Source organism: Acinetobacter sp. ESBL14, from assembly GCF_036668815.1.
Lineage (GTDB): Bacteria > Pseudomonadota > Gammaproteobacteria > Pseudomonadales > Moraxellaceae > Acinetobacter > Acinetobacter gyllenbergii.
In genome coordinates this window covers 552,798-573,721 of record NZ_JAZEVS010000002.1, presented here as the reverse complement: position 1 = coordinate 573,721, position 20,924 = coordinate 552,798, and the positions used below count along the sequence as shown (strand labels likewise).

The 20,924-nt window shown below is 40.8% G+C and carries 17 protein-coding genes; 11 read left to right on the top strand and 6 right to left on the bottom strand.

The features are described from left to right. Positions 1-16: 16 nt before the first annotated feature. Positions 17-2,152: a phosphate acetyltransferase gene (gene pta, locus V6E90_RS10915; RefSeq protein WP_065343326.1), complete on the top strand. Its 2,136-nt coding sequence runs from the start codon at positions 17-19 to the stop codon at positions 2,150-2,152. A 50-nt stretch (positions 2,153-2,202) separates the two neighbouring features. Here the strand turns inward: pta and V6E90_RS10910 are convergent, their stop codons facing one another. Together V6E90_RS10910 and V6E90_RS10905 are read right to left on the bottom strand one after the other, a co-directional pair. After that, entirely contained in the window at positions 2,203-2,814 is a 612-nt protein-coding gene (locus V6E90_RS10910) for a class I SAM-dependent methyltransferase (RefSeq protein ID WP_332605314.1), read from the bottom strand. Positions 2,815-2,864: 50 nt separating this feature from the next. After that, complete coding sequence (locus tag V6E90_RS10905; protein ID WP_033134117.1) at positions 2,865-3,779, bottom strand: DMT family transporter; 915 nt, start codon at positions 3,777-3,779, stop codon at positions 2,865-2,867. Between the two features lie 183 nt (positions 3,780-3,962). On the opposite strand from V6E90_RS10905, the gene V6E90_RS10900 reads away from it, so the two are divergent. The 6 genes from V6E90_RS10900 to V6E90_RS10875 all read left to right on the top strand — a co-directional run bounded on the left by V6E90_RS10900 (position 3,963) and on the right by V6E90_RS10875 (position 9,160). Then, positions 3,963-4,823: an AraC family transcriptional regulator gene (locus V6E90_RS10900; protein ID WP_065343323.1), complete on the top strand. Its 861-nt coding sequence runs from the start codon at positions 3,963-3,965 to the stop codon at positions 4,821-4,823. Between the two features lie 148 nt (positions 4,824-4,971). Then, positions 4,972-6,498: a fumarate hydratase gene (locus tag V6E90_RS10895; RefSeq protein ID WP_016541508.1), complete on the top strand. Its 1,527-nt coding sequence runs from the start codon at positions 4,972-4,974 to the stop codon at positions 6,496-6,498. Between the two features lie 81 nt (positions 6,499-6,579). Next, positions 6,580-7,137, top strand: coding sequence for a hypothetical protein (locus tag V6E90_RS10890; RefSeq protein ID WP_332605312.1), 558 nt, complete (start codon positions 6,580-6,582; stop codon positions 7,135-7,137). Beyond that, on the top strand, positions 7,137-7,655 hold the full coding sequence (locus V6E90_RS10885) for a hypothetical protein (RefSeq protein WP_332605311.1): 519 nt from the start codon (positions 7,137-7,139) through the stop codon (positions 7,653-7,655). Before V6E90_RS10890 ends, V6E90_RS10885 begins: the two co-directional genes overlap by 1 nt. Positions 7,656-7,967: 312 nt before the next feature. Beyond that, positions 7,968-8,438, top strand: coding sequence for a DUF2059 domain-containing protein (locus V6E90_RS10880; RefSeq protein ID WP_332605310.1), 471 nt, complete (start codon positions 7,968-7,970; stop codon positions 8,436-8,438). A 179-nt stretch (positions 8,439-8,617) separates the two neighbouring features. Next, a complete protein-coding gene (locus V6E90_RS10875; RefSeq protein WP_016541512.1) occupies positions 8,618-9,160 on the top strand; it encodes a DUF2059 domain-containing protein in 543 nt (180 codons plus the stop codon). A gap of 18 nt (positions 9,161-9,178) precedes the next feature. Here V6E90_RS10875 and V6E90_RS10870 read toward each other — a convergent pair whose 3' ends face one another. The 4 genes from V6E90_RS10870 to tig all read right to left on the bottom strand — a co-directional run bounded on the left by V6E90_RS10870 (position 9,179) and on the right by tig (position 13,606). Beyond that, positions 9,179-9,892, bottom strand: coding sequence for a DUF2846 domain-containing protein (locus tag V6E90_RS10870; protein WP_016541513.1), 714 nt, complete (start codon positions 9,890-9,892; stop codon positions 9,179-9,181). A gap of 153 nt (positions 9,893-10,045) precedes the next feature. Next, the gene (clpX, locus tag V6E90_RS10865) at positions 10,046-11,356 is read right to left on the bottom strand and encodes an ATP-dependent Clp protease ATP-binding subunit ClpX (RefSeq protein WP_016541515.1); all 1,311 of its coding nucleotides are present in this window, start codon (positions 11,354-11,356) and stop codon (positions 10,046-10,048) included. Positions 11,357-11,397: 41 nt separating this feature from the next. Continuing rightward, on the bottom strand, positions 11,398-12,003 hold the full coding sequence (gene clpP, locus V6E90_RS10860) for an ATP-dependent Clp endopeptidase proteolytic subunit ClpP (RefSeq protein WP_004877521.1): 606 nt from the start codon (positions 12,001-12,003) through the stop codon (positions 11,398-11,400). Positions 12,004-12,274: 271 nt separating this feature from the next. Further along, positions 12,275-13,606 (bottom strand): trigger factor, encoded by a 1,332-nt coding sequence (gene tig / locus V6E90_RS10855; protein WP_004657817.1) that lies wholly within the window; start codon positions 13,604-13,606, stop codon positions 12,275-12,277. A gap of 248 nt (positions 13,607-13,854) precedes the next feature. Between tig and V6E90_RS10850 the strand changes: the two genes are divergently transcribed. The 4 genes from V6E90_RS10850 to V6E90_RS10835 all read left to right on the top strand — a co-directional run bounded on the left by V6E90_RS10850 (position 13,855) and on the right by V6E90_RS10835 (position 20,643). Next, positions 13,855-16,059, top strand: a complete 2,205-nt coding sequence (locus V6E90_RS10850; protein ID WP_332605309.1) for a TonB-dependent receptor domain-containing protein — start codon at positions 13,855-13,857, stop codon at positions 16,057-16,059. A gap of 447 nt (positions 16,060-16,506) precedes the next feature. Continuing rightward, a complete protein-coding gene (locus V6E90_RS10845) occupies positions 16,507-18,771 on the top strand; it encodes a catecholate siderophore receptor Fiu (RefSeq protein ID WP_332605308.1) in 2,265 nt (754 codons plus the stop codon). A 97-nt stretch (positions 18,772-18,868) separates the two neighbouring features. Next, complete coding sequence (locus V6E90_RS10840; RefSeq protein WP_332605306.1) at positions 18,869-19,552, top strand: Fe2+-dependent dioxygenase; 684 nt, start codon at positions 18,869-18,871, stop codon at positions 19,550-19,552. Further along, positions 19,552-20,643, top strand: coding sequence for an alpha-hydroxy acid oxidase (locus V6E90_RS10835; RefSeq protein WP_332605305.1), 1,092 nt, complete (start codon positions 19,552-19,554; stop codon positions 20,641-20,643). The genes V6E90_RS10840 and V6E90_RS10835 overlap by 1 nt, the downstream gene beginning before the upstream one ends. Positions 20,644-20,924 lie beyond the last annotated feature (281 nt).

The following is a 20,924-nucleotide window of genomic DNA, read 5'->3' as shown; positions in this document are numbered from 1 at the left end:
CAATTTTAAGGTCACTATGAATACGATTTTACTCATCCCCACAGGTGAAGGTGTCGGCTTAACTTCAGCCTGCTTAGGTATGATCTACGCTTTAGATTGCAAAGGGATCAATGCGGGTTTTTTAAAACCCTATTCTCAAATAGCAGACACCACGGTTGACCGTACCACGACACTCTATCGCCATTTATTTCAGCATAAATCTGCTGAGCCAATCACCTATGAGCGACTAACACAACTGATTGCCTTGGGTGAAACCGATGAATTACTTGAGGAGGCGGTTGCACTACACCGTCAAATTTCAGCTGATCATGATGTGATTATCGTTGAAGGTTTAGTACCGAATGGACAAGATCATTTTGTCAGTGAAATCAATGCTGCACTTGCACAAGCACTGGATGCACAAGTGGTTTTGGTCAGCACCGCAGATTTAGCTGATCCACGTAAAACAGCAGAAAGAGTCGATGCGCATTTACGTCAATTCGGTGGTGCAGCTTCGGCACGCACCACAGGCGTGTTGTTTATGCGAACCAAAGGCTTGCCTGAGGGTACGGCTGAAATTCCGGTCACACTTGATCCGAGTCTGCGCCTTGATCAACACATCAATGCATTTGCACTGGAATTACAACGCTATAACCGTTTCATGGGAACAGATGAACTCCCGATTATCGGACTTGTTCCATTCAGCAATACCCTCAGCGTGCCACGTAGTTTAGATATCGCTCCAATCATCAATGGCACATGGTTGCATCAAGGTGAAGCGAAACAACGGCGTATTTTGCATACCAGTTTAATTGCCTCGAATATCGAGTCTGAACTGCATAAATTCGTTGCCGGTGAATTGATTATTAGCGCCTCACAACGCACCGATGCAATCTTGGCAGCCAGTCTTGCCAGCAGCAATGGTACACCACTCGCGGGTTTAGTATTGACTGAGCAAGCTGCACCTGCAAGCAATGTCGTGGAATTTTGCCAAAGTGCGATTAAGCAAGGGCTCCCGATCTTACACACGCCTTTAGATACCTTAGAAACAGCACAACTGCTGCATCGCTTTGGTAATGAAATTCCCATTGATGATACTGAGCGTGCCGAGCAAGTCACGCGTTTCGTATCCAGTCATTTAGATAGCAATTGGCTCGATCAACATACCCAAAACAACCTACATCCACGCTTATCGCCTTCAGCGTTCCGTTACGAGTTGGTACAAAAATCCATTTCCGCGAAAAAACGTATCGTCCTGCCAGAGGGTGATGAGCCACGTACCGTACAAGCGGCTGTGATTTGTCAAACCCGCGGCATTGCACAGTGTATTTTATTGGCAAAGCCTGAATCGGTTGCCGAAGTGGCGAAAGCACGCGGTATTCAGTTGCCTGAAGATTTGCAGATCATTGATCCAGATAGCATCCGTGATCAATATATCGAACCGATGGTGGAACTGCGTAAAGGTAAACTCGATGCCTTACAAGCCAAAGCACAGTTGCAAGATACCGTAGTACTCGGCACCATGATGTTGGCACTCGATCAAGTCGATGGTTTGGTATCTGGGGCAATTCATACCACTGCCAATACCGTGCGTCCAGCATTCCAGCTGATTAAGACCGCTCCGAATTACTCACTGGTCTCATCCATTTTCTTTATGTTGTTGCCTGATGAAGTCTATGTCTATGGTGACTGTGCCATCAATCCAGATCCAAATGCAGAACAACTTGCGGAGATTGCGATTCAATCGGCAGATTCAGCTAAGGCCTTTGGTCTAGATCCACGCATTGCCATGATCAGCTATTCTACTGGCACATCTGGCACAGGCGCTGATGTTGAGAAAGTGGCTGAGGCAACTAAAATTGCACAGCAACGCCGTCCTGACCTCTTGATTGATGGTCCATTGCAATACGACGCCGCTTCGGTTGAAAGTGTTGGCCGCCAAAAAGCGCCTGATTCTCAAGTGGCAGGACGTGCCAATGTATTTATTTTCCCTGATCTGAACACAGGTAACACCACCTATAAAGCAGTACAACGTGCTGCCAATGTGGTGAGTGTCGGCCCGATGCTACAAGGTTTAAATAAACCTGTGAATGACTTGTCTCGTGGTGCTTTGGTCGATGATATTGTGTTTACCATTGCCCTGACTGCGATTCAGGCGAAGCAACAAGATTAATCCACTATTCGATTGAAATTGAAAAAGCCCTTTAGATTGAAAGGGCTTTTTCATGAGTGGTATTGAGCCAACCAGATGGTATGTCCCGTACATTCAACATCTTCAGCAATCATTTTAATCAGTTTAAACCCATTGTGTTGCAGCAAAGTCTGATATTCCTCCGCTGAGAGGCTGGCATGATACAGTGGCTCTCCACCGAGTTCACCAATTGCCTCGCCCTGTGCAGGCCCACTGCTAAACATTAAAGCAGTACCTGATTGTGCATATTCGGCAAAACGTTTAAACATGTTGCGTTGATCATCTTGGGTGAAGTGGAAGAAACTATCCCACGCAACAATCCCTTGAAACTTTTGTTCAGTAAAGTACTCCCGAAAATCTTGCTGCACCCAGACCTGTTCAGGGAAAGACTGCCGTGCCATTTCAATCATGTATTCCGAAGCATCAACACCTGTTACCTGATGTCCTTGAGCAATAAAATAGGCAGCAATAGGTTGAGCTGAACCACAGCCCAAATCCAAAATATGCGCCGAGTTTGGCAGCAGACTGAGAAAACGATCGAGCCAGACTTTCTCAGCAAGAGTGGTTCCCCGTCGTTCAATCCATTCACGAGCATGCGTCTGATAGAGTTCAATAATATGCTGTGCTAGATGTTCCTGTACCATGTCATTGCCTATTATGAGTCATTCTTTTTTTAAAGCGATTGAGCAAAATCTTAACAAGATTCTGGCTTATTTAATGTCTGAATTTTCTTGGTTTGCGGTCCTTTTACAAAGAAAATTGCATTCCCGCATAGAATTAAAATGACTCCGATCACCGCATTCATGTGCCAGTGATAATCCTCCCATACCGTCGAAATCACCAATGCGACCAAAGGAAATAATAAGGTGCTATAGGCCGCTTTACCTGCACCAATCCGTCCGACCAAATAGAAATAGGCGGTAAAACCTATCACCGAACCAAAGATCGCGAGATACAGTAAAGCACTGATTGCACTGAATTGCATGCTTGGAAAAAACTCATCCTGTCTAAACCATGAGATCAAGGCCATCAGCAGTGAGCCATACAACATCCCGTAGGCATTGGTGGTAAATATATCCAAGCCATGTTTTTGATGGCGTGTACTGATCATATTGCCCAAAGAGAAACCATAAGTCCCTAAAATACATAGGCCAATACCGATCAATGTATTGCTGTTTAAAGTGGTGCCCACCACGTCATGCCAGAACAAAGCAATAATCCCGAGCACCCCCAATAATGCCGCAGGATAAAAGCGCGTTGATACTTGCTGGGCAAAGAAGAGCTTAGCGTTGATGGTATTGAAAATCACCGCCATGGAGAAGATTACCGCTTCCAAACCACTACTGATATATTGCACCGCATAATAAAAACAGACAAAGTTAAAGCCAAAAATACAGCAGGCCTGTAACATACAAAATAGATGATCTTTGCCTGCTAGTTTCTGCAACTTTCGGCTCAAAGCGACGAAAACAAATAACACCATTGCGGAAATAAAAAAACGCCAGAACACCGCAACACTGGCTGATATCCCACTTTGTTGTTGCAGACTAATCGCAATCCATGTGGTGCCCCAGATCACCACAACCAAAGCATATAACAGCGCATTCATATCATTAGAACCAAACTCAATTACCTCAACAACTATTTTGCTGCTTTTGCGGTCATGATTACTTGCACCATCTTGCGATGATTGTCATGGATTTGCGTTTTTCTAGAAATTTTTTGACCAGATGACAAAACTGGCTGAAAGTTCTACACTAAACTGGATCATATTTGGCACTGCGTATAGAAGATGAAATATCAGATTCTAGATCAATTACAGCAATATAAAGCGCAATTACTCGACTCTGTAGAACTGGGTTCGGGCATGCAGTTGGCCATGTGGCACAATAACCAAGACCGAGTCAGCGTCTGTAGCAACCACCATACCTTGAGCATGTATATTCAGGGCGGCTATGAAAGCTATCAAAAAACCCAACAGGGCTGGCACAATGGCGGCGGCCCTGACCGTATGTGCCTGATGCCACAAGATTTCGAGTCGACTTGGGATCTCCGTGATCCACTCACCTTCGTACATCTGTATTACACCGAACAACACTTACAACGTGTGGCCGAACAAGTCTGGGATCGCGAACCCAGCCAAATCATTTTAAATCCACAAATTTTTGTGGCTGACCCACAAATTTCCATGATCTATCGGCACTTTTTACTCAATGGTGCATGGCAAGAACGTGAAAACCATTTGCAAATGAGTACGGCGACGACGCTATTACTCAATCATTTAATTAAAAATTATAGTCATGCGCAATGGCAAGCCCCCGAAGTCAAAGGTGGGCTCTCTCCCTATATTCTTAAACAGCTATTAGAATGGATTGATCAACATCTCCATTTGAGTCTGACCTTATCTGATCTGGCTCAGCAAGCGCAACTCAGCGAATATCATTTTGCGCATATGTTTAAACAATCGATGCAGATGCCACCGCATCAATATGTGATGCAACGCCGTCTTGAACGTGCTCATCAAGCACTTGAACAGACCACAACGAATCTGACAGAGATCGCAGTACAATATGGATTTAGCTCAAGCAGCCATTTTAGCCATCGCTTTAAGAAACAGTTTGGCTATAGCCCATCTCAACTGAGAAAAAACTAAAATCCACAGCGCATCTTTTGTTGCTGCGATTTAGATCAAAGCTTCGCTTTAGACCTTTAGCCAAATCTAAGCTAAAACTCCCACATTCATTCCTTTTTGTCATATAATTTAGCCCGCCAGCTAATCGCCCGCTCAAGAGAAATTTGATATGACAACGATCATCAAACAAGATGACTTGATTACATCAATCAAGGATGCCCTGCAGTTTATTTCTTACTATCACCCACAAGACTTCATCCAAGCGATGAGCCGTGCTTACGATCGTGAAGAAAACAAAGCTGCAAAAGATGCTATTGCCCAAATCCTGATCAACTCACGTATGTGTGCTGAAGGTCACCGACCAATCTGTCAGGATACAGGGATCGTTAACGTTTTCCTTGAAGTCGGCTTAGATGTTAAATTTGATTTAAGCATGAGCTTAGATGATGCAGTCAACGAAGGTGTACGCCAAGGTTATCTAGAGAACTCAAACGTCCTTCGTGCATCGGTTTTAGCAGATCCAGCTTTTGGTCGTAAAAATACCAAAGATAACACCCCTGCCGTGATTCACTACAAACTCGTTCCTGGTAATAAAGTTGATATTACCGTTGCAGCAAAGGGTGGTGGTTCAGAAAATAAATCTAAACTTGCGATGTTAAACCCATCTGATTCAATCGTGGATTGGGTACTTAAAACTGTTCCAACTATGGGTGCAGGTTGGTGTCCACCAGGTATGCTCGGTATTGGTATCGGTGGTACTGCTGAAAAAGCCATGATGCTTGCAAAAGAAGCACTTATGGAAGAAATCAACATGGACGAATTACTTCGTCGTGGCCCACAAAGCAAAATGGAAGAACTCCGTATCGAGATCTTCGAGAAAGTGAATGCATTGGGTATTGGTGCACAGGGTCTTGGTGGTTTAACCACAGTCCTTGATATTAAAATCAAGGATTATCCATGTCACGCAGCAGGTAAGCCAGTCGGTATGATTCCGAACTGTGCCGCGACTCGTCACGCCCACTTCCAATTAGATGGTACTGGCGTTGCACATATTCAAGCACCAAAACTTGAAGACTACCCTGCCGTAACATGGGATTCTTCTCAATCGAAGCGTGTCAACCTAGATACCATTACTCAAGAAGAAATGAATGCTTGGAAGCCAGGCGATACCTTATTATTGAACGGTACTATTTATACAGGTCGTGATGCTGCACATAAGCGCATGGTTGACATGTTAAACAATGGCGAAGAACTTCCAGTCGACTTAAAAGGTAAATTCATTTATTACGTGGGTCCAGTCGATCCAGTGGGCGATGAAGTTGTTGGTCCTGCTGGCCCAACCACTGCAACCCGTATGGATAAGTTCACTCGTCAAGTGTTAGAAGCAACTGGCTTATTCGGTATGATTGGTAAAGCAGACCGTGGTCCTGCTGCAATTGAAGCGATCAAAGACAATCAAGCAACTTACTTGATGGCTGTGGGTGGTGCTGCTTACCTTGTATCTAAAGCAGTCCGTGAAGCGGAAGTCGTAGCCTTTGCTGATTTAGGTATGGAAGCTATCTACAAATTCGTGGTTGAAGACATGCCTGTTTCTGTTGCGGTTGATGTGAATGGAACATCAATCCATGCAACAGCACCAAAAATCTGGCAAGCGAAAATCGGTAAGATTCCAGTGGTTGACGCTGCTGTATCATAAAGATCAAAAAAAGGAGCATCAGATCGATGCTCCTTTTAAATTTAATCATGACATATTTAAATAATACTTAAATGGGCGCTCATGCATTCTCAATATACGTGGATTTTCTTGCTTGGATTTTTGTTTTTCGGTTTAACTAACACTTGGGCCAAACCTGCCCAGCCAGAAACTATACGCAAATACCTTGAAGTCACACATTCAAAAGAAACATTTGAACAGTTATACCAAATTCGAAAAGCGTATTATCTCAATCTTGCCACTCAGCGCGTCCTCTACCATATTCAGGCACCTATACTGGATCCAAGTTTACTTACGCCAGAACAATATCAAGTTGCTGAAAAAATAGCAGAACTCTATCTTAAAAATGATCCTCTCTTTCGCTCACCAGAACAGCCTGATCAGGTTACATTTAAACAACTTCAGCAGTATGTTTCCAATGAAAGTCTGCTCTACTTTATTGAGCATTATCAAACAAAAACAGGACAAGCATTGGTCGAGAAGAACATTCTAAAAGAATTATATTTTGCAAATCATCTCTCTCAGCTTTTAACAGATTATTTAGATGAACAACAATTCATGCTTCAAATTTTTCGAAATATTCTGACCTATAAAAATCCACAAGCGATAAGAGAATTATAATGTTGTTCAATATAAACCCTAAGTTTTTAATTCTTAATATTTTATTATTGAGTATTAGCGCTTCAAGCTTTGCATTGCCTGCAACTCAGGCAACAGCAACTGATGTTTTAAAAGCAAGTCAATTTGATCAAACCATTCAGCACTATCAAACGAAACGTTTAGCGCAACGCTATAGCCAGAGTCTTCTGCAAAACATTCCCGCTAGCGATTTAGTTGAGGATAAAATCTATTATCAAAATAAAATAGAACAACAATTACTCACTCTCATGCACAGTCAAGATTTTAAGAAGTACTATATACAACGACTCATCCAACCTTACTTACAATTTTATCAGGAAGAAGAACTGGTTCATTTACTCAACATTTACGAGCATCCATTAGCACTAGACTTTTTCAAACAAAATCTAAAATCCATTCAAGATCAGCAAGACCAAAGCTATAGCAATGCACAGATCAAAAAAGATCAACAGTTGGAACAACAAATCATCGAACTATTAGAGCCTTTGACACCGAAATAAGACCATAGCATCTCATTCAATCCAAAAATTCAGCTCTCCCCTGAAGGCAAGATCATCTATGAAAAGCATATTGGTGACCTATTCTTTTGTAGATCTATAAAACGCGAATCACGGAGCCTTTATTCTTTTCCATTCCAACATGCTAGAATCCAATATCAAGTATTTTTTACTCAGAACACTCTTATTCTTAGATTAAAGATCACTCAATATCTTATGAAAAAATTCAATCAAACACTCAGTTGCATCCTCTTATCTGTCTGCAGTTTTTCTATTTTTGCTCAACCTGCCACCAGCACTTCCGTAGAAAGAGCAATGGAACTCAGTGATATAAAAGCAACATTGGCTCAATCTCAAAAAGAAATGCGCCCCGTTTACGACAAGCAAGCGGAAGAGATGCTCAAAAAAATCTTCAACACATTAACATTGAATGCTGAAGAAAAAAAAGCCGCGCATCAAATTGCGGATGTCACTGAATCGTTTAGCAATAAACTCATCTCTGATCCAAAGTTTCTGCAAATGCTGAAAAATACCTATATGCAAACTTTTACAGAAGAAGAAGTTTTAGCAAATATTCAATTCCTTGAAACGCCTATCGGACAATCAATCAATAAGAAAAATAGCTTGCTGATGAGTAAAATTATGCAGAATAGTATGGAGATGTCGAGTCAAATGATGCAGGACCCAAAAATCCAAAAAGAAGTTAATCAGAAAATCGAAAAAATTCTTATGCCTCTGTTTGAACGGAAAGAAAAAGTAAATAAAGATAATATACACGCTGACTAAAGTGACGGCTTCATTTATGCTCAATTAAATATCCCGCTTATTAAGCTTCTCGTCAACAATTTCACGGCATCATAATATTCATACAATTCACCTAGCCGAATCATCGTATTCGGCTATTTTTTTGCCTATAGCTTCTGCTAAATTATAAAAAATGATGAGAAGAATAAGGTGATAGACAGATGAATAAATCAATGTTTAGCTTGGTCATTGGACTGTGCCTTCTCGGTAGTATGCAAAGTACTTTTGCTGCCCCAGCTCATAGTAAATCAGTCAAGGAACTGATTAAACTCAGTGACCTTGAACATGTGTTAAATACGTCACTTGATGAAATGCAACCGACACTTGACCTCGAAGCTGAAAATATTCTATTGCGGGTACTCGGAAAAGAAAAATTAACCACCACTCAAGAGCACCTCGCCGTTTTAGAACTGAGTCAACTACTCAAAGAAACCAGCTCCAAGGTATTTGCTCGTCCTGAAACGCTACAGGCAATTGAGAAAATTTATGCCGACGCGCTTAGTGAAGAAGAGGTGCAGGCTTATTTAAAGTTTTTAAAAACACCTGAAGGCCAATCCATCAACCAAAAGACCATGCAGATCAGCACCAATGTTTTTCAGTATATGAATAATCTCAGTCAAAAAACCTTAAATGACCCCGAGCAAAGTTCGAAACTGCAACAGCAGTTCCTCACTATTATTCAACCGTTGATGCAGGAAGAATAAGCCAATAGCTCTTCTCTTCTACCAAGTTAAAGGATTCCAGAGTTTAAATGGCTTAACCAAATGTACTTCTGATTTTTCATCATACTTGGCTGGTTTTAACTCTTGTGGTTTGGAACGAACTTTGCCTGAGGCATCCTGAGCCACAAAGTTATAGCTCGATGATTTTAATCGGGTAAAGGCAATTTCTTGATGTGCCACCTTATCCGGTGTAATCATAAATGGGCCCGTGTGCTCACTACGTGAAATCTTATTTTCTTCATCATATTTAATGAAGTAGGTTTGTGCAGCATCGACCGTAAAATCTAAATATTTAGGCTTCTGGAAATGCAATCCTGCCAAAGGCCGACTCACACTCAGGCGATAGGTGCCCGCAGGAAGCTCCAGCCAATAATAGTGATTATGCAATAAACTCGGAATACGGTGCCCATTGATAAATAAATTGGCTGCTGCAATCTCTTGACGATTCCAACGCGTATCTGGACGATATAAATAGACCACCGCAGCTTGTTCATTTTGCGGTTTAATTGGTGCGTAATATTGGCCTAACTTTTGATTGACCCAGCCACCTACACTAAAGCCACCAACATGATATTGATCCAATAAACCTGGTTCTTTTGCTGTATCAACTGGGGGGAGTGTTGCAGTCAGTGCGGTTGGATTTTCAACTGTCTTATGACTTTGACAGCCAGCCAACACCCCTGCACAACATAATGACAATATTAAATAACGCATGACATCCCTCAAGGCGTTTTCTTGGATTTATTTTTAACCGCGCAAAACTATGCACATTTTTTCAATTTTTTAAGATTAACACCTCAACGCCTAATTGCAAATAAAAAAAGCATGAAAAGCCAAGCCTTTCATGCTTTTTTAGATGAATGAGAATTAAGCTGATTTAGAATCAATCACCTTCAAATCCTTCTTTTCAGTCAGCTCTGGCGTACCGACTTGTGGCAAACGCTCTGCTTTAAATGTTGGTTTAGCCGTGCCATTAATGACAGCCTCATCCACAATCACGGTTCCCACATCAGTACGACTTGGTAAGTCATACATGGTTTCCAGTAACACATTTTCTAGAATAGAACGCAGACCACGCGCACCAGTATTACGCTCAAGCGCTTTCTTCGCCACGGCACGTAATGCAGACTCATCAAAGACCAGATCTACATTTTCCATGGTGAACAGGTACTGATACTGGCGTGTTAATGCATTTTTAGGTTCTGTCAGAATCTGCATCAACGCTTCTTCATCCAGCTCTTCTAAAGTTGCAATCACAGGCAAACGACCGATAAATTCAGGAATCAAACCGAATTTAACCAAGTCGGTTGCTTCAACCTGACGGAACAATTCAGAGACTTTTTTACTGTCATCTTTATTCTTCACATCTGCAGTGAAACCAATCCCGCCTTTCTCTTGGCGTTGCTGTACGATTTTTTCCAAACCAGAGAATGCACCACCACAAATGAACAGGATATTGGCTGTATCAATTTGGATGAATTCTTGCTGTGGATGCTTACGACCACCTTGAGGTGGAATAGACGCAACCGTACCTTCAATCATTTTCAATAATGCTTGTTGTACGCCTTCGCCTGACACATCACGGGTAATCGATGGATTTTCAGATTTACGAGTAATCTTATCAATCTCATCAATGTAGATAATGCCTTTTTGTGCTTTCTCTACATCGTAATCCGCTTTTTGCAATAATTTTTGCACGATGTTTTCAACATCTTCACCCACATAACCCGCTTCGGTTAAGGTAGTTGCATCTGCCATCGCAAAAGGCACATCGAGCAAACGAGCCAGTGTTTGCGCCAATAATGTTTTACCTGAACCTGTAGGTCCGATCAGCAAAATATTACTTTTCGCAATTTCAATCTCTTGATGCCCATGAGTCGACTGACCCACTTTCAAACGTTTATAATGGTTATATACTGCAACCGATAAGGTTTTCTTCGCAACATCTTGCCCAATCACATATTGGTCTAAGGCAGCACGTATTTCATGTGGTTTCGGCAAGGCTTTGGTTGCCCAATCCCCTGCTTCAACTTGTTGACTGGTTTGAACCAAGTCCAAGCAGACATCTACACACTCATTACAAATATATGCGTCCTCACCTGCAATCAGCTTTCCAACTTCAGATTGCGTTTTACCACAAAATGAACAATGTTTTTGTCCTTGAGGATGTTCGGACATATTTACTCCACAACTTAAATCTTAAACTTAGGTCCTAAAAATTACGGACGTTTGCTTAGTACCTGGTCAACTAAACCATATTCTTTGGCTGCTTGTGCAGTCATGAAATTGTCACGATCTGTGTCGCGCGCAACCGTTTCATAATCTTGACCACTGTGCTCAGCCATCAAACGATTTAAACGTTCTTTGATAAACAAAATTTCACGTGCGTGAATTTCGATATCAGACGCCTGACCACGAAAACCACCTAGTGGTTGGTGAATCATCACACGTGCATTTTCAAGGCAATAACGCTTGCCTTTTGCACCTGCATTCAATAGAAACGCGCCCATTGATGCCGCTTGCCCCATACAGTAGGTCACAACATCGGGTTTAATAAACTGCATGGTGTCATAAATCGCCATACCCGCAGTCACTGAACCACCCGGTGAATTAATATAGAGATGAATATCTTTTTCTGGATTTTCTGCTTCTAAGAATAACATCTGCGCAACGATTAAGTTCGCCATGTTATCTTCAACTTCACCCGTTAAGAAAATAACACGCTCACGTAATAGACGTGAATAAATATCAAATGAACGCTCACCACGAGATGATTGCTCAACGACAACAGGAACTAAAGCATTTTCAATTGTTGGAACATACATACGTTTACTTATTCCTAAATTATTGTGACTCGATCTATGCCAACAATATGAGGGATAATCAATGAAATTGCAAAAGTTTCAATCTGAAATATTCGATTTTTTAGACTAAAATCTGGCAATTTCGAATTAAATTAACACTTTCATAACAGAGGCTTTGCAGCACTTTCCACGATGTTTTGGCTGATCACAAAATGCATCAATAAAAGTGGAGCAAAGCCTAAAAGAAAAAGGCGCATTAAGCGCCTTTTTCTTTCATCAACTTTTTAAAAGATTAGCCACGACGAGCTTGTTGTTCTTTTAATAAGTCTTCATAGCTGATCGCTACATCACTTACTTTAGCCGCAGCTAAGATGTGATCAACCACTTGGTCTTCTAACACAACTGCTTCAATTTGAGCACGTTGCTGCTTATCATTTTTGAAGTATTCAACCACTTCTGTTGGATCTTCATAAGAAGAAGCCATGTCATCGATGTAAGCATCAACACGTGCTTGGTCAACTTCAAGTTTAGCATCAGCCAATACTTTGCTTACCAATACGCCAAGCTTCACTGATTTTTCAGCTTGTTCTTTGAACAATTCATCTGGAAGCATGCTGCTGTCAAATGCGCCTGCACCTTGAGCACCAAACTGTTGAGTGAACTGTTGGATCATTTGTTGACGTTGACGGTCAATTTCTTGAGCAACCATTGAAGCTGGAACTTCGATTTCGTTTGCAGCAACAAGTGCATCAAATGCAGCTTGTTTAACTTGGTTACGAAGACCGTTACGAACTTCACGTTCCATATTTTTACGAACGTCAGCTTTTAACTTGTCTAAGCCTTCTTCTTCAGTCAAACCAAAGATTTTTAAGAATTCAGCATCGATTTCTGGAAGTTTTGCTTTTTCAACTTGCTTCACAGTGATTTTGAATTGAGCCGCTTTACCCGCTAAGTTTTCAGCTTGGTAATCTTCAGGGAAAGTCACATCAATCACTTTCTCTTCGCCAGCTTTCATACCAACGATACCATCTTCAAAACCTGGGATCATACGACCTGAACCAAGTACAAGTTTAAAGTCTTCAGCAGCGCCGCCTTCAAACTTCTCACCATCAACAGTCCCTTCGAAGTCGAAAGTCACTTGCATGTCTTTCTTCGCCATACCTTTGGTCACTGCCCAAGTTTGACGTTGTTTTTGCAAGTTCTCGATCATGACATCAACGTCTTTGTCGTTGATTTCTGATGATTTACGCTCAACTTCCAAGTCAGCAAAAGCTTTCACTTCAACTTCTGGATAAACTTCTACAGTTGCTTCAAAAACTAAAGCATCATCTTTGTTTTCAACTTTCTCAATGTTCGGCATACCGACCGCATTGATTTTTTCTTGTTGAATTGCTTCAAATACGCTGTCGCGAATGATGTCATTCACAACTTCTTGATAAATGCCCGCACCATATTCACGGCGAACAACATTCAAAGGCACTTTACCTGGACGGAAGCCGTTGATCTTCACAGTTTTGGCAGTGCGTTGTAAGCGAGCTTCAAACTGCTCGTTAACACGGCTCGTCGGTACAGAAACATTTAAACGACGGGCAACGCCCGAAACCGCTTCAGTCGTTACTTGCATGGCTTCCTCGATATTAGTTAGTAATAACAATTTTTAAAGTGCCACATTATATGACAACTTTCTGGATATACAAAATCGGATGCTAAAAAAGCAAATTTATTTCTCATTTTAGCCAAAAACACAGTTTTCTTAAATGAATCTTAAAACAAACGTTATTTTTTGTTGTTAGTGATAAGTATTATCACTATACTTTGCATTCTTTTTGAACAGTTGTTCTATTTTTCTCGTCCAGCTTTGGAACTCTAGTTATGAGTAAATTTAATTTGCACCCTCTTTCATTCGCATTACTCGGGGCGATGACCACATCTGTTTTTGCAGAAACAACGACAGCATCTGAAAATACCAATACCCATCAACTTGCAACGATTGTTGTATCAGCCGCGGGTTTTGAACAAGATATTAAAAATGCACCCGCTTCGATTAGCGTGGTCACAAAAGAAGATATTGAAAAGAAAAATGCAACCAGCATTGCTGATCTACTCGCAGATGTTCCAGGCATTGATATCCGTGACGGTATTGGAAAAACATCGGGTTTAAATATAAAAATGCGTGGTTTAGGCAGTGAATACAGCCTAATTTTGATTGATGGCCGTCGCCAAACCACCTCTTCAGATGTCACCCCAAATGGTTTTGGTGAATCTGCAAATGGTTTCTTACCTCCACTCGCGTCAATCGAAAGAATTGAAGTGATTCGTGGACCAATGGCAACGCGCTATGGTTCAGAAGCGATGGGGGGTGTAATTAACATTATTACCAAGAAAATTAGTAATGAATGGAATGGCAATGTCACCGTCAGTGGCAATGTCATGGAACATGGCGGTGAAGCGGATTCATGGAAAACCAGTGTCGTGGTCAATGGTCCGATTATTCAAGACAAGCTAGGCGTGCAGCTACGTGGTTCTTACTTAGATCGTCAAAAATCTGAACGAATTCCCGGTACCTCTGGTCGTGATCCACGCCCAAGCGAAGCAGATATCTACGATGTCGGTGGAAAACTATCCTTTAAATTAAATGAGCAAAATAATTTTTGGGTTGATGGTTTCCACTCCAGCCAAACCTATAAAAATGATGATAATCGTTTAGGTACAGAAGACTGGACTACAATACCGCGAGGTGCTTCAAGACTTGCTGCTACAGGCTATAAAGATAAATTAGAATTTAAACGTGACCAAATAGCCATTGGTCATGACGGTGATTATAATTTTGGTCAGTGGTCATCTTATATTAGTAAAACGAAAACAGAGACTATCGGACGTACTGTTCCATTTAGAACCTTTCCAAATAATGCCTCAGAAGGTGCTGATCGTAAACTAGAGAATACCGATTTCGTCGCTGACTCACATGTTGTGATGCCAATTGCAAATCATAAACTCACTGTTGGTGCTGAATATAAAGAAGCTAAAATTGCAGATGATATTGCAGGCATTGGCGCGACATTCAAGAAAGACTCTTTCTCTATCTATGCAGAAGATGAATGGCGTATTCTCGACAACCTCGGTTTTACCCTTGGAGGTCGTTATGAAGATCACTCGGGTTTTGGTGGTCAATTTAGTCCACGCGCCTACTTAGTTTGGAATGCAAATGACGAACTTACATTTAAAGGTGGCGTGAGCACAGGTTATAAAGCCCCTTCAGCAAAAGATCTTCACAATGGCATTATCAGTATTAGTGGGCAAGGTACATCTTTTAACATTGGCTCACCGAACCTAAAACCTGAAGAGTCAACCAACTATGAACTTGGCTTCAATTATAACAATGGTAATCTCGATCTGACCACCACAGCATTCTTTAATAAAATTAAGAATCTGATTACTGACGGGCCTGAATTACTAAACTGTTTTTATGGAGAAACCCCAAACCGTCCTGGTTGTGTAAGTTATGGATCACATATCACCCAACAAGATACTTTTGCACAAAAAATTAATGCAGACGAAGCCGAAACCAAAGGTGTTGAACTCAGCTTAAAATACAGCATTATTCCTGAATGGGATATCAAAGCGGCATATACCTATATGGAAACCGAAATTACCAAAGGTAAGAATAAAGGTTCATATCTAAGTAATGTCCCTAAAAATGCATTTAATATGACCTCAACTTGGCATATCAATGATGCCTTTGATCTATGGTTACAACATGAGTATAAATCTGAGCGTAAACGCTACGACAGCGTACAAACTACAGGTGATGCCGCTATTATTTACAATGCAACCAACAACAAGTTAAAGGGTTATAACTTATTCAACCTAGGCGCAAGCTATAGTGTGAATGATCAATTACGCTTTAATGGAGCAGTGAATAATTTGCTCGACAAAGACTTCACCAGCAATGGTTCATATACTGATTCAAACGGAAATCCAGCCTCTTATTATGACTATATGATGATTGGCTCAGGAATGTCGGGCACTTATCTTGCAGGTCGTAACTTCTGGTTATCAGTGTCGTATGACTTCTAATTGAATATTGATTAAGCTTCAAAAAAAACCTGCATATGCAGGTTTTTTTATACGCTCCCAAAATAACAATGAACTCAAAAGTTCCTTTAAAAACTTTTCCAAGAACATAATTTTGATATACCTTCTCTATACAGCACAATTTTTTATAAAAACTTATGTAAAATCAAATATATCAATATTTTAAATATAACCATCACTACATTATCATTTCGTCCAATTATTAATCAAAAATACCAATCTCATTAAATATCAATATATTTCAATAAATTAAATATATACAGCTCTTTATACAACATTAAAAGCTATTGATAACGATAATAATTATCAATAGACTTCACACAAATTGTTACATAGCTTAACAATTCATTCGCTTTTACTTCTTTTTTGTAAAAGTTTTATAAGGTTGAAAGTTCTGTCATTCACACTTCAATTTCAGGGGTTCTCTCAATGGCAAAAATCAAAAGTCGTAAACATCTTCGTGCTACACCTTTAGTTGCACTTGCAGCAAGTCTTCCTTTAGCAGCGCATGCCGCACCTAAAGAAGAAAGTGTGGCAAAACTTCCAACAATTGAAGTGAATGCAGAAAATACCTATAAAGTAGATGCAGTAAGCTCTCCAAAATATACGCAACCCCTACTCGATACACCTCAAACTGTACAAGTCATCAAAAAGGAACTGTTACAGGAACAAGGCGCTGCATCATTAATGGAGGCACTACGCAATACCCCAGGTATCACCCTACAAATGGGTGAGAATGGTAATACCAGCGCAGGCGACACTTTCCAGATGCGTGGTTTTTCAACGCAAACATCAACCTATGTCGATGGTATCCGCGATTTGGGTGCGGTTAGCCGTGATGTATTTAACTTAGAACAAATTGAAGTTGTAAAAGGCCCTTCTGGCTCTGAAGCAGGTCGTGGTGCAGCATCAGGTTATATCAACTTAGTCACCAAGTTACCGAAAGCTGAAAGCAGCCGAGAAGTTTCTGCACGTTACAATACCGCTGAAAATGCACGCTTAACTGCAGACATCAATCAAGCCATTAACGAAAGCACGGCTGTTCGTTTAAATGTCATGGGGCAAGACGGCGGCGTTGAAGGTCGTGACGTTGTTGAGAACAATGGTTGGGCAATTGCTCCCTCGATTGCTTTCGGTTTGAACACAGACACTCGCTTCTATCTCTATTCTCAGCATGTTCGCCAAAATAATATTCCTGATGGTGGTATTCCTACAGTCGGAATGAAAGGCTTCTACAATGCTGATGCCGATTTAAATAAGGCAAAAGAAGTTGATCGTTCGAATTACTATGGCAGTGTCAATGACTATGAAGATATTGACGCTGATATGGTGACTGCAAAAGTTGAAAGTGATTTTGGCGATAAAATTAAATTAACCAATACCTCTCGTTACGGTAAGTCACAAATGAATCGTGCATTAACAGGTATTAATGCCTTAAATAAGAATGGATCAAACAATCCAGATGCATGGACGATTTCTCGCTCACATCAAGGGGTTGATCAGGAAAATAAAATTCTTGCCAATACCTCATCACTCAACCTAAATTTTAAAACTGGTGTTATAGAGCATGATTTGGTTGCTGGCTTAGAATTCTTACAAGAACAGCAAATTTCACGCACCTTATCAACTCAGGCACCAGGACAAATTCCTGCTCCATCAACAAAACCGGCAAACCTATACAATCCAAATCATTATGATGTTATGCCTAAACTTGTTTATACAGGTGCATATACGGATGGTGAAACCAATACAGCCGCAGCTTATTTATTTGACACGATTAAATTATTAAACAACCGCTTGCAATTTAATGGTGGCGTCCGTGTAGATTACTATCATACAGACTATGAAGCACTAACAGTTGCAACCAACTCATCGACTGGCGTTGTAACAAAAACACCAACAGATTTAAAAGCACATGACACTCTAGTGAGCTGGAAATTGGGCAGCTTATTTAAACCAACAGAAAACAGTAGCGTTTATGCCTCTTATGCTAAATCGCTTACACCTCCTGGCAGTGCTAATTTTGGTTTATCTGCAGCTACTTCAGGTAGTCAAGCTGCCAATAATTCACGTTCAAAACCACAAGAAACTCACCACTATGAAGTAGGTGCAAAATGGGATGTGTTAAAAAATAAATTAGCATTAACTGGTGCAGTCTATCGCACAGAAAACGAAAACCAGTTTACGCAAGACCCAATTACCAAAGAATCAATTCAAGAAGGTAAAACACAAGTTAATGGTGTTGAGCTAGGAGTCGTGGGTCAAATTACCGATGCATGGAACATTTCTGCAGGCGTTGCCCACATGAAAGTAAAGCAAAAGGAGCAAATTAGCTTCAATGATGCTGGAGAAAAAACCGTAACCGACTCTGTGCGCTGGTCACCTGAATGGACTGCTTCATTATGGACCACTTATGACATTGCTGGCTTTAAAGTAGGTCTTGGTGCACGTTATGTAGATGAACAAAAACGTGTCATTACCGACAGCACTGCGCCAGCCAATATGCCAAAAGTCCCCTCTTATGTGGTCTTTGATGCCATGGCAGGTTATAGCTTTAACAAGAATGCATCGCTTAATCTCAATGTCTACAACTTAGCAGATAAGGACTACATCAGCGCATTGAACAATGGTGGTAGCCGTTTTGTGCTCGGTCAACCTCGTTCAGCAGCGTTAACGTTCAACTATAAGTTCTAAATAATTCAATCAAATTTGCAGATTGAATAGATGAACTCAGCCTGTCAGAAAAGCTATACTTTTTCGACAGGCTGTACTTTTTTGAAAGGTTTTAAATATGATGTTGCACATCCCTGAACTGCTCAGTAAACAACAAGTGTTCGAACTACGCCAAAAAATGCAACCAACCTCAGCATGGGTTAATGGCGCTCAAAGCGCAGGGCCGCAAGCGCAGCAAACTAAAAATAATTTACAAATTGACGTACAAAGTGATGTGTATCAACCCCTAAGTCAGTCTGTTCTAAATGCTTTACAACACAATTTACTGTTACGTTCAGCGGCCCTGCCCCAGCACATTTTATCTCCGATGTTTAATTGCTATCAAAATCAGGGCAATTATGGCAACCACGTCGATAGTGCTGTTCAGGCGTCTTCACAAACAGGACAAATGATTCGCACCGATGTTTCCATTACGGTTTTTTTATCTGACCCCGATGAATACCAAGGGGGTGAACTGATTGTTGAAGATACCTATGGCAGCCACGAAGTGAAACTGGATGCCGGTGATGCGATTTTATATCCTTCCACAAGTCTGCATCGCGTTGAACCGGTTACTCAAGGCAGTCGAATTGCCGCTTTCACTTGGATTCAAAGCATGGTCAAAGATGACTGGCAACGTACCATGCTGTTTAATCTTGATATGACCATTCTAAAACTAAGACAACAGCTTGGCGACACCGAGGAAGTGGTTGCTTTGACCAGTCACTATCACAACTTATTAAGACAATGGGGAGTCTTCTGATGTCAGCTCTTCCCCCATTGACCACAATCCCAGCGCATTTACAAACCGTAGCGGATTATGAACAACAAGCTTCGCAACATTTGGCAGAAGCAACTTGGCATTATTTACAAGGCGGTGCCATGCACGAACTGAGCGTGCAAGAGAATCAGCTTCAATTTCAAGATGTTCATCTTGTTCCACGTCATTTAAATGATTTTTCACAGGGCAATACTCAGCTCAACTTATTTGGCATGGATTACCCTCATCCAATTTTTCTTGCCCCCATTGGGCATCAGGCACTTTTCCACCCTCAAGCTGAACACGCCACAGCACTCGCAGCCGAATTGATGCAGAGTAATTTTGTCCTGAGTACGCTAACTAATACCAATATGAGGGATCTGAATAAAGAAAATCCTTACAAATGGTTTCAACTGTATTGGCAAGGTGATCGAGAACAATCTTTAGCATTAATTCAGCTTGCAGAACAACACAATTACAAAGCAATCGTTCTTACAATCGACGCACCCCATACAGGCATCCGTGATCGAGAGCGTAAAACCTTCTTTCAACTTCCCAATGAGATGCCACATCCACATGCACTGACCAATGTAGAAATTGGTAATTTGGCTGCTGACGGACATCCTATTTTTCAAGGTCTGATGAAAAAGGCACCCAAATGGGAAGATATTGAGTGGTTGATTAAAAATACCAAACTGCCCGTAATCCTCAAAGGTGTATTGCACCCTGCCGATGCCAAGAAAGCGGTCAAATACGGTATTTCAGGTTTAATTATCTCTAATCATGGAGGTCGAGTACTCGATACCACGATTTCGCCATTAATTGCGCTGCAAAAAATCAGAGCCGTTGTTCCTGCCAATTATCCTCTACTTTTAGATGGTGGAATTCGTCGTGGTACAGATGTGTTTAAAGCAATCGCGCTTGGGGCATCCGCGGTACTGATTGGCCGTCCTTATATCTATGGCTTAGCGACTGCTGGGGCATTGGGTGTGGCGCATGTGCTTAAAATCATCAAGGAAGAATTCGAAATCACTATGGCGTTGATGGGAACACCCTGTTTAAACGACATCAATCAAGACTATATTTATCAATGATCAAATTTTTAATTATTTTGACTTTAACAAATTGATATTCAGAAACTTTCAACATTTCGAAGACAAATCATATAAATAAAACTTCAGTAAAATGATAAAAACCATAACATCAAAATTTATAGTTAATATTTAAAACACAATCGTTTTTATAGATTAAGTAAAAAAATCAACAAATTAACAACAATATTAAACAATAAGGGTCAGAAATTTATTAAACTTTCCATTGTAATAATTAGAAACAATTGAAAAAACCAATTCTAAACAAATGAATATAGAAATAA

Excerpts from the sequence above, each read along its gene's own strand:
- V6E90_RS10850 (WP_332605309.1), top strand. The coding sequence starts at position 13,855 with ATGAGTAAATTTAATTTGCACCCTCTTTCATTCGCATTACTCGGGGCG.
- clpX (WP_016541515.1), bottom strand. The coding sequence starts at position 11,356 with ATGTCCGAACATCCTCAAGGACAAAAACATTGTTCATTTTGTGGTAAA.
- V6E90_RS10895 (WP_016541508.1), top strand. The coding sequence starts at position 4,972 with ATGACAACGATCATCAAACAAGATGACTTGATTACATCAATCAAGGAT.
- V6E90_RS10880 (WP_332605310.1), top strand. The coding sequence starts at position 7,968 with ATGGAACTCAGTGATATAAAAGCAACATTGGCTCAATCTCAAAAAGAA.
- V6E90_RS10870 (WP_016541513.1), bottom strand. The coding sequence starts at position 9,892 with ATGCGTTATTTAATATTGTCATTATGTTGTGCAGGGGTGTTGGCTGGC.
- V6E90_RS10900 (WP_065343323.1), top strand. The coding sequence starts at position 3,963 with ATGAAATATCAGATTCTAGATCAATTACAGCAATATAAAGCGCAATTA.
- V6E90_RS10875 (WP_016541512.1), top strand. The coding sequence starts at position 8,618 with ATGAATAAATCAATGTTTAGCTTGGTCATTGGACTGTGCCTTCTCGGT.
- V6E90_RS10840 (WP_332605306.1), top strand. The coding sequence starts at position 18,869 with ATGATGTTGCACATCCCTGAACTGCTCAGTAAACAACAAGTGTTCGAA.
- tig (WP_004657817.1), bottom strand. The coding sequence starts at position 13,606 with ATGCAAGTAACGACTGAAGCGGTTTCGGGCGTTGCCCGTCGTTTAAAT.
- V6E90_RS10890 (WP_332605312.1), top strand. The coding sequence starts at position 6,580 with ATGCATTCTCAATATACGTGGATTTTCTTGCTTGGATTTTTGTTTTTC.
- V6E90_RS10905 (WP_033134117.1), bottom strand. The coding sequence starts at position 3,779 with ATGAATGCGCTGTTATATGCTTTGGTTGTGGTGATCTGGGGCACCACA.
- V6E90_RS10910 (WP_332605314.1), bottom strand. The coding sequence starts at position 2,814 with ATGGTACAGGAACATCTAGCACAGCATATTATTGAACTCTATCAGACG.
- clpP (WP_004877521.1), bottom strand. The coding sequence starts at position 12,003 with ATGTATGTTCCAACAATTGAAAATGCTTTAGTTCCTGTTGTCGTTGAG.
- V6E90_RS10885 (WP_332605311.1), top strand. The coding sequence starts at position 7,137 with ATGTTGTTCAATATAAACCCTAAGTTTTTAATTCTTAATATTTTATTA.
- pta (WP_065343326.1), top strand. The coding sequence starts at position 17 with ATGAATACGATTTTACTCATCCCCACAGGTGAAGGTGTCGGCTTAACT.
- V6E90_RS10835 (WP_332605305.1), top strand. The coding sequence starts at position 19,552 with ATGTCAGCTCTTCCCCCATTGACCACAATCCCAGCGCATTTACAAACC.
- V6E90_RS10845 (WP_332605308.1), top strand. The coding sequence starts at position 16,507 with ATGGCAAAAATCAAAAGTCGTAAACATCTTCGTGCTACACCTTTAGTT.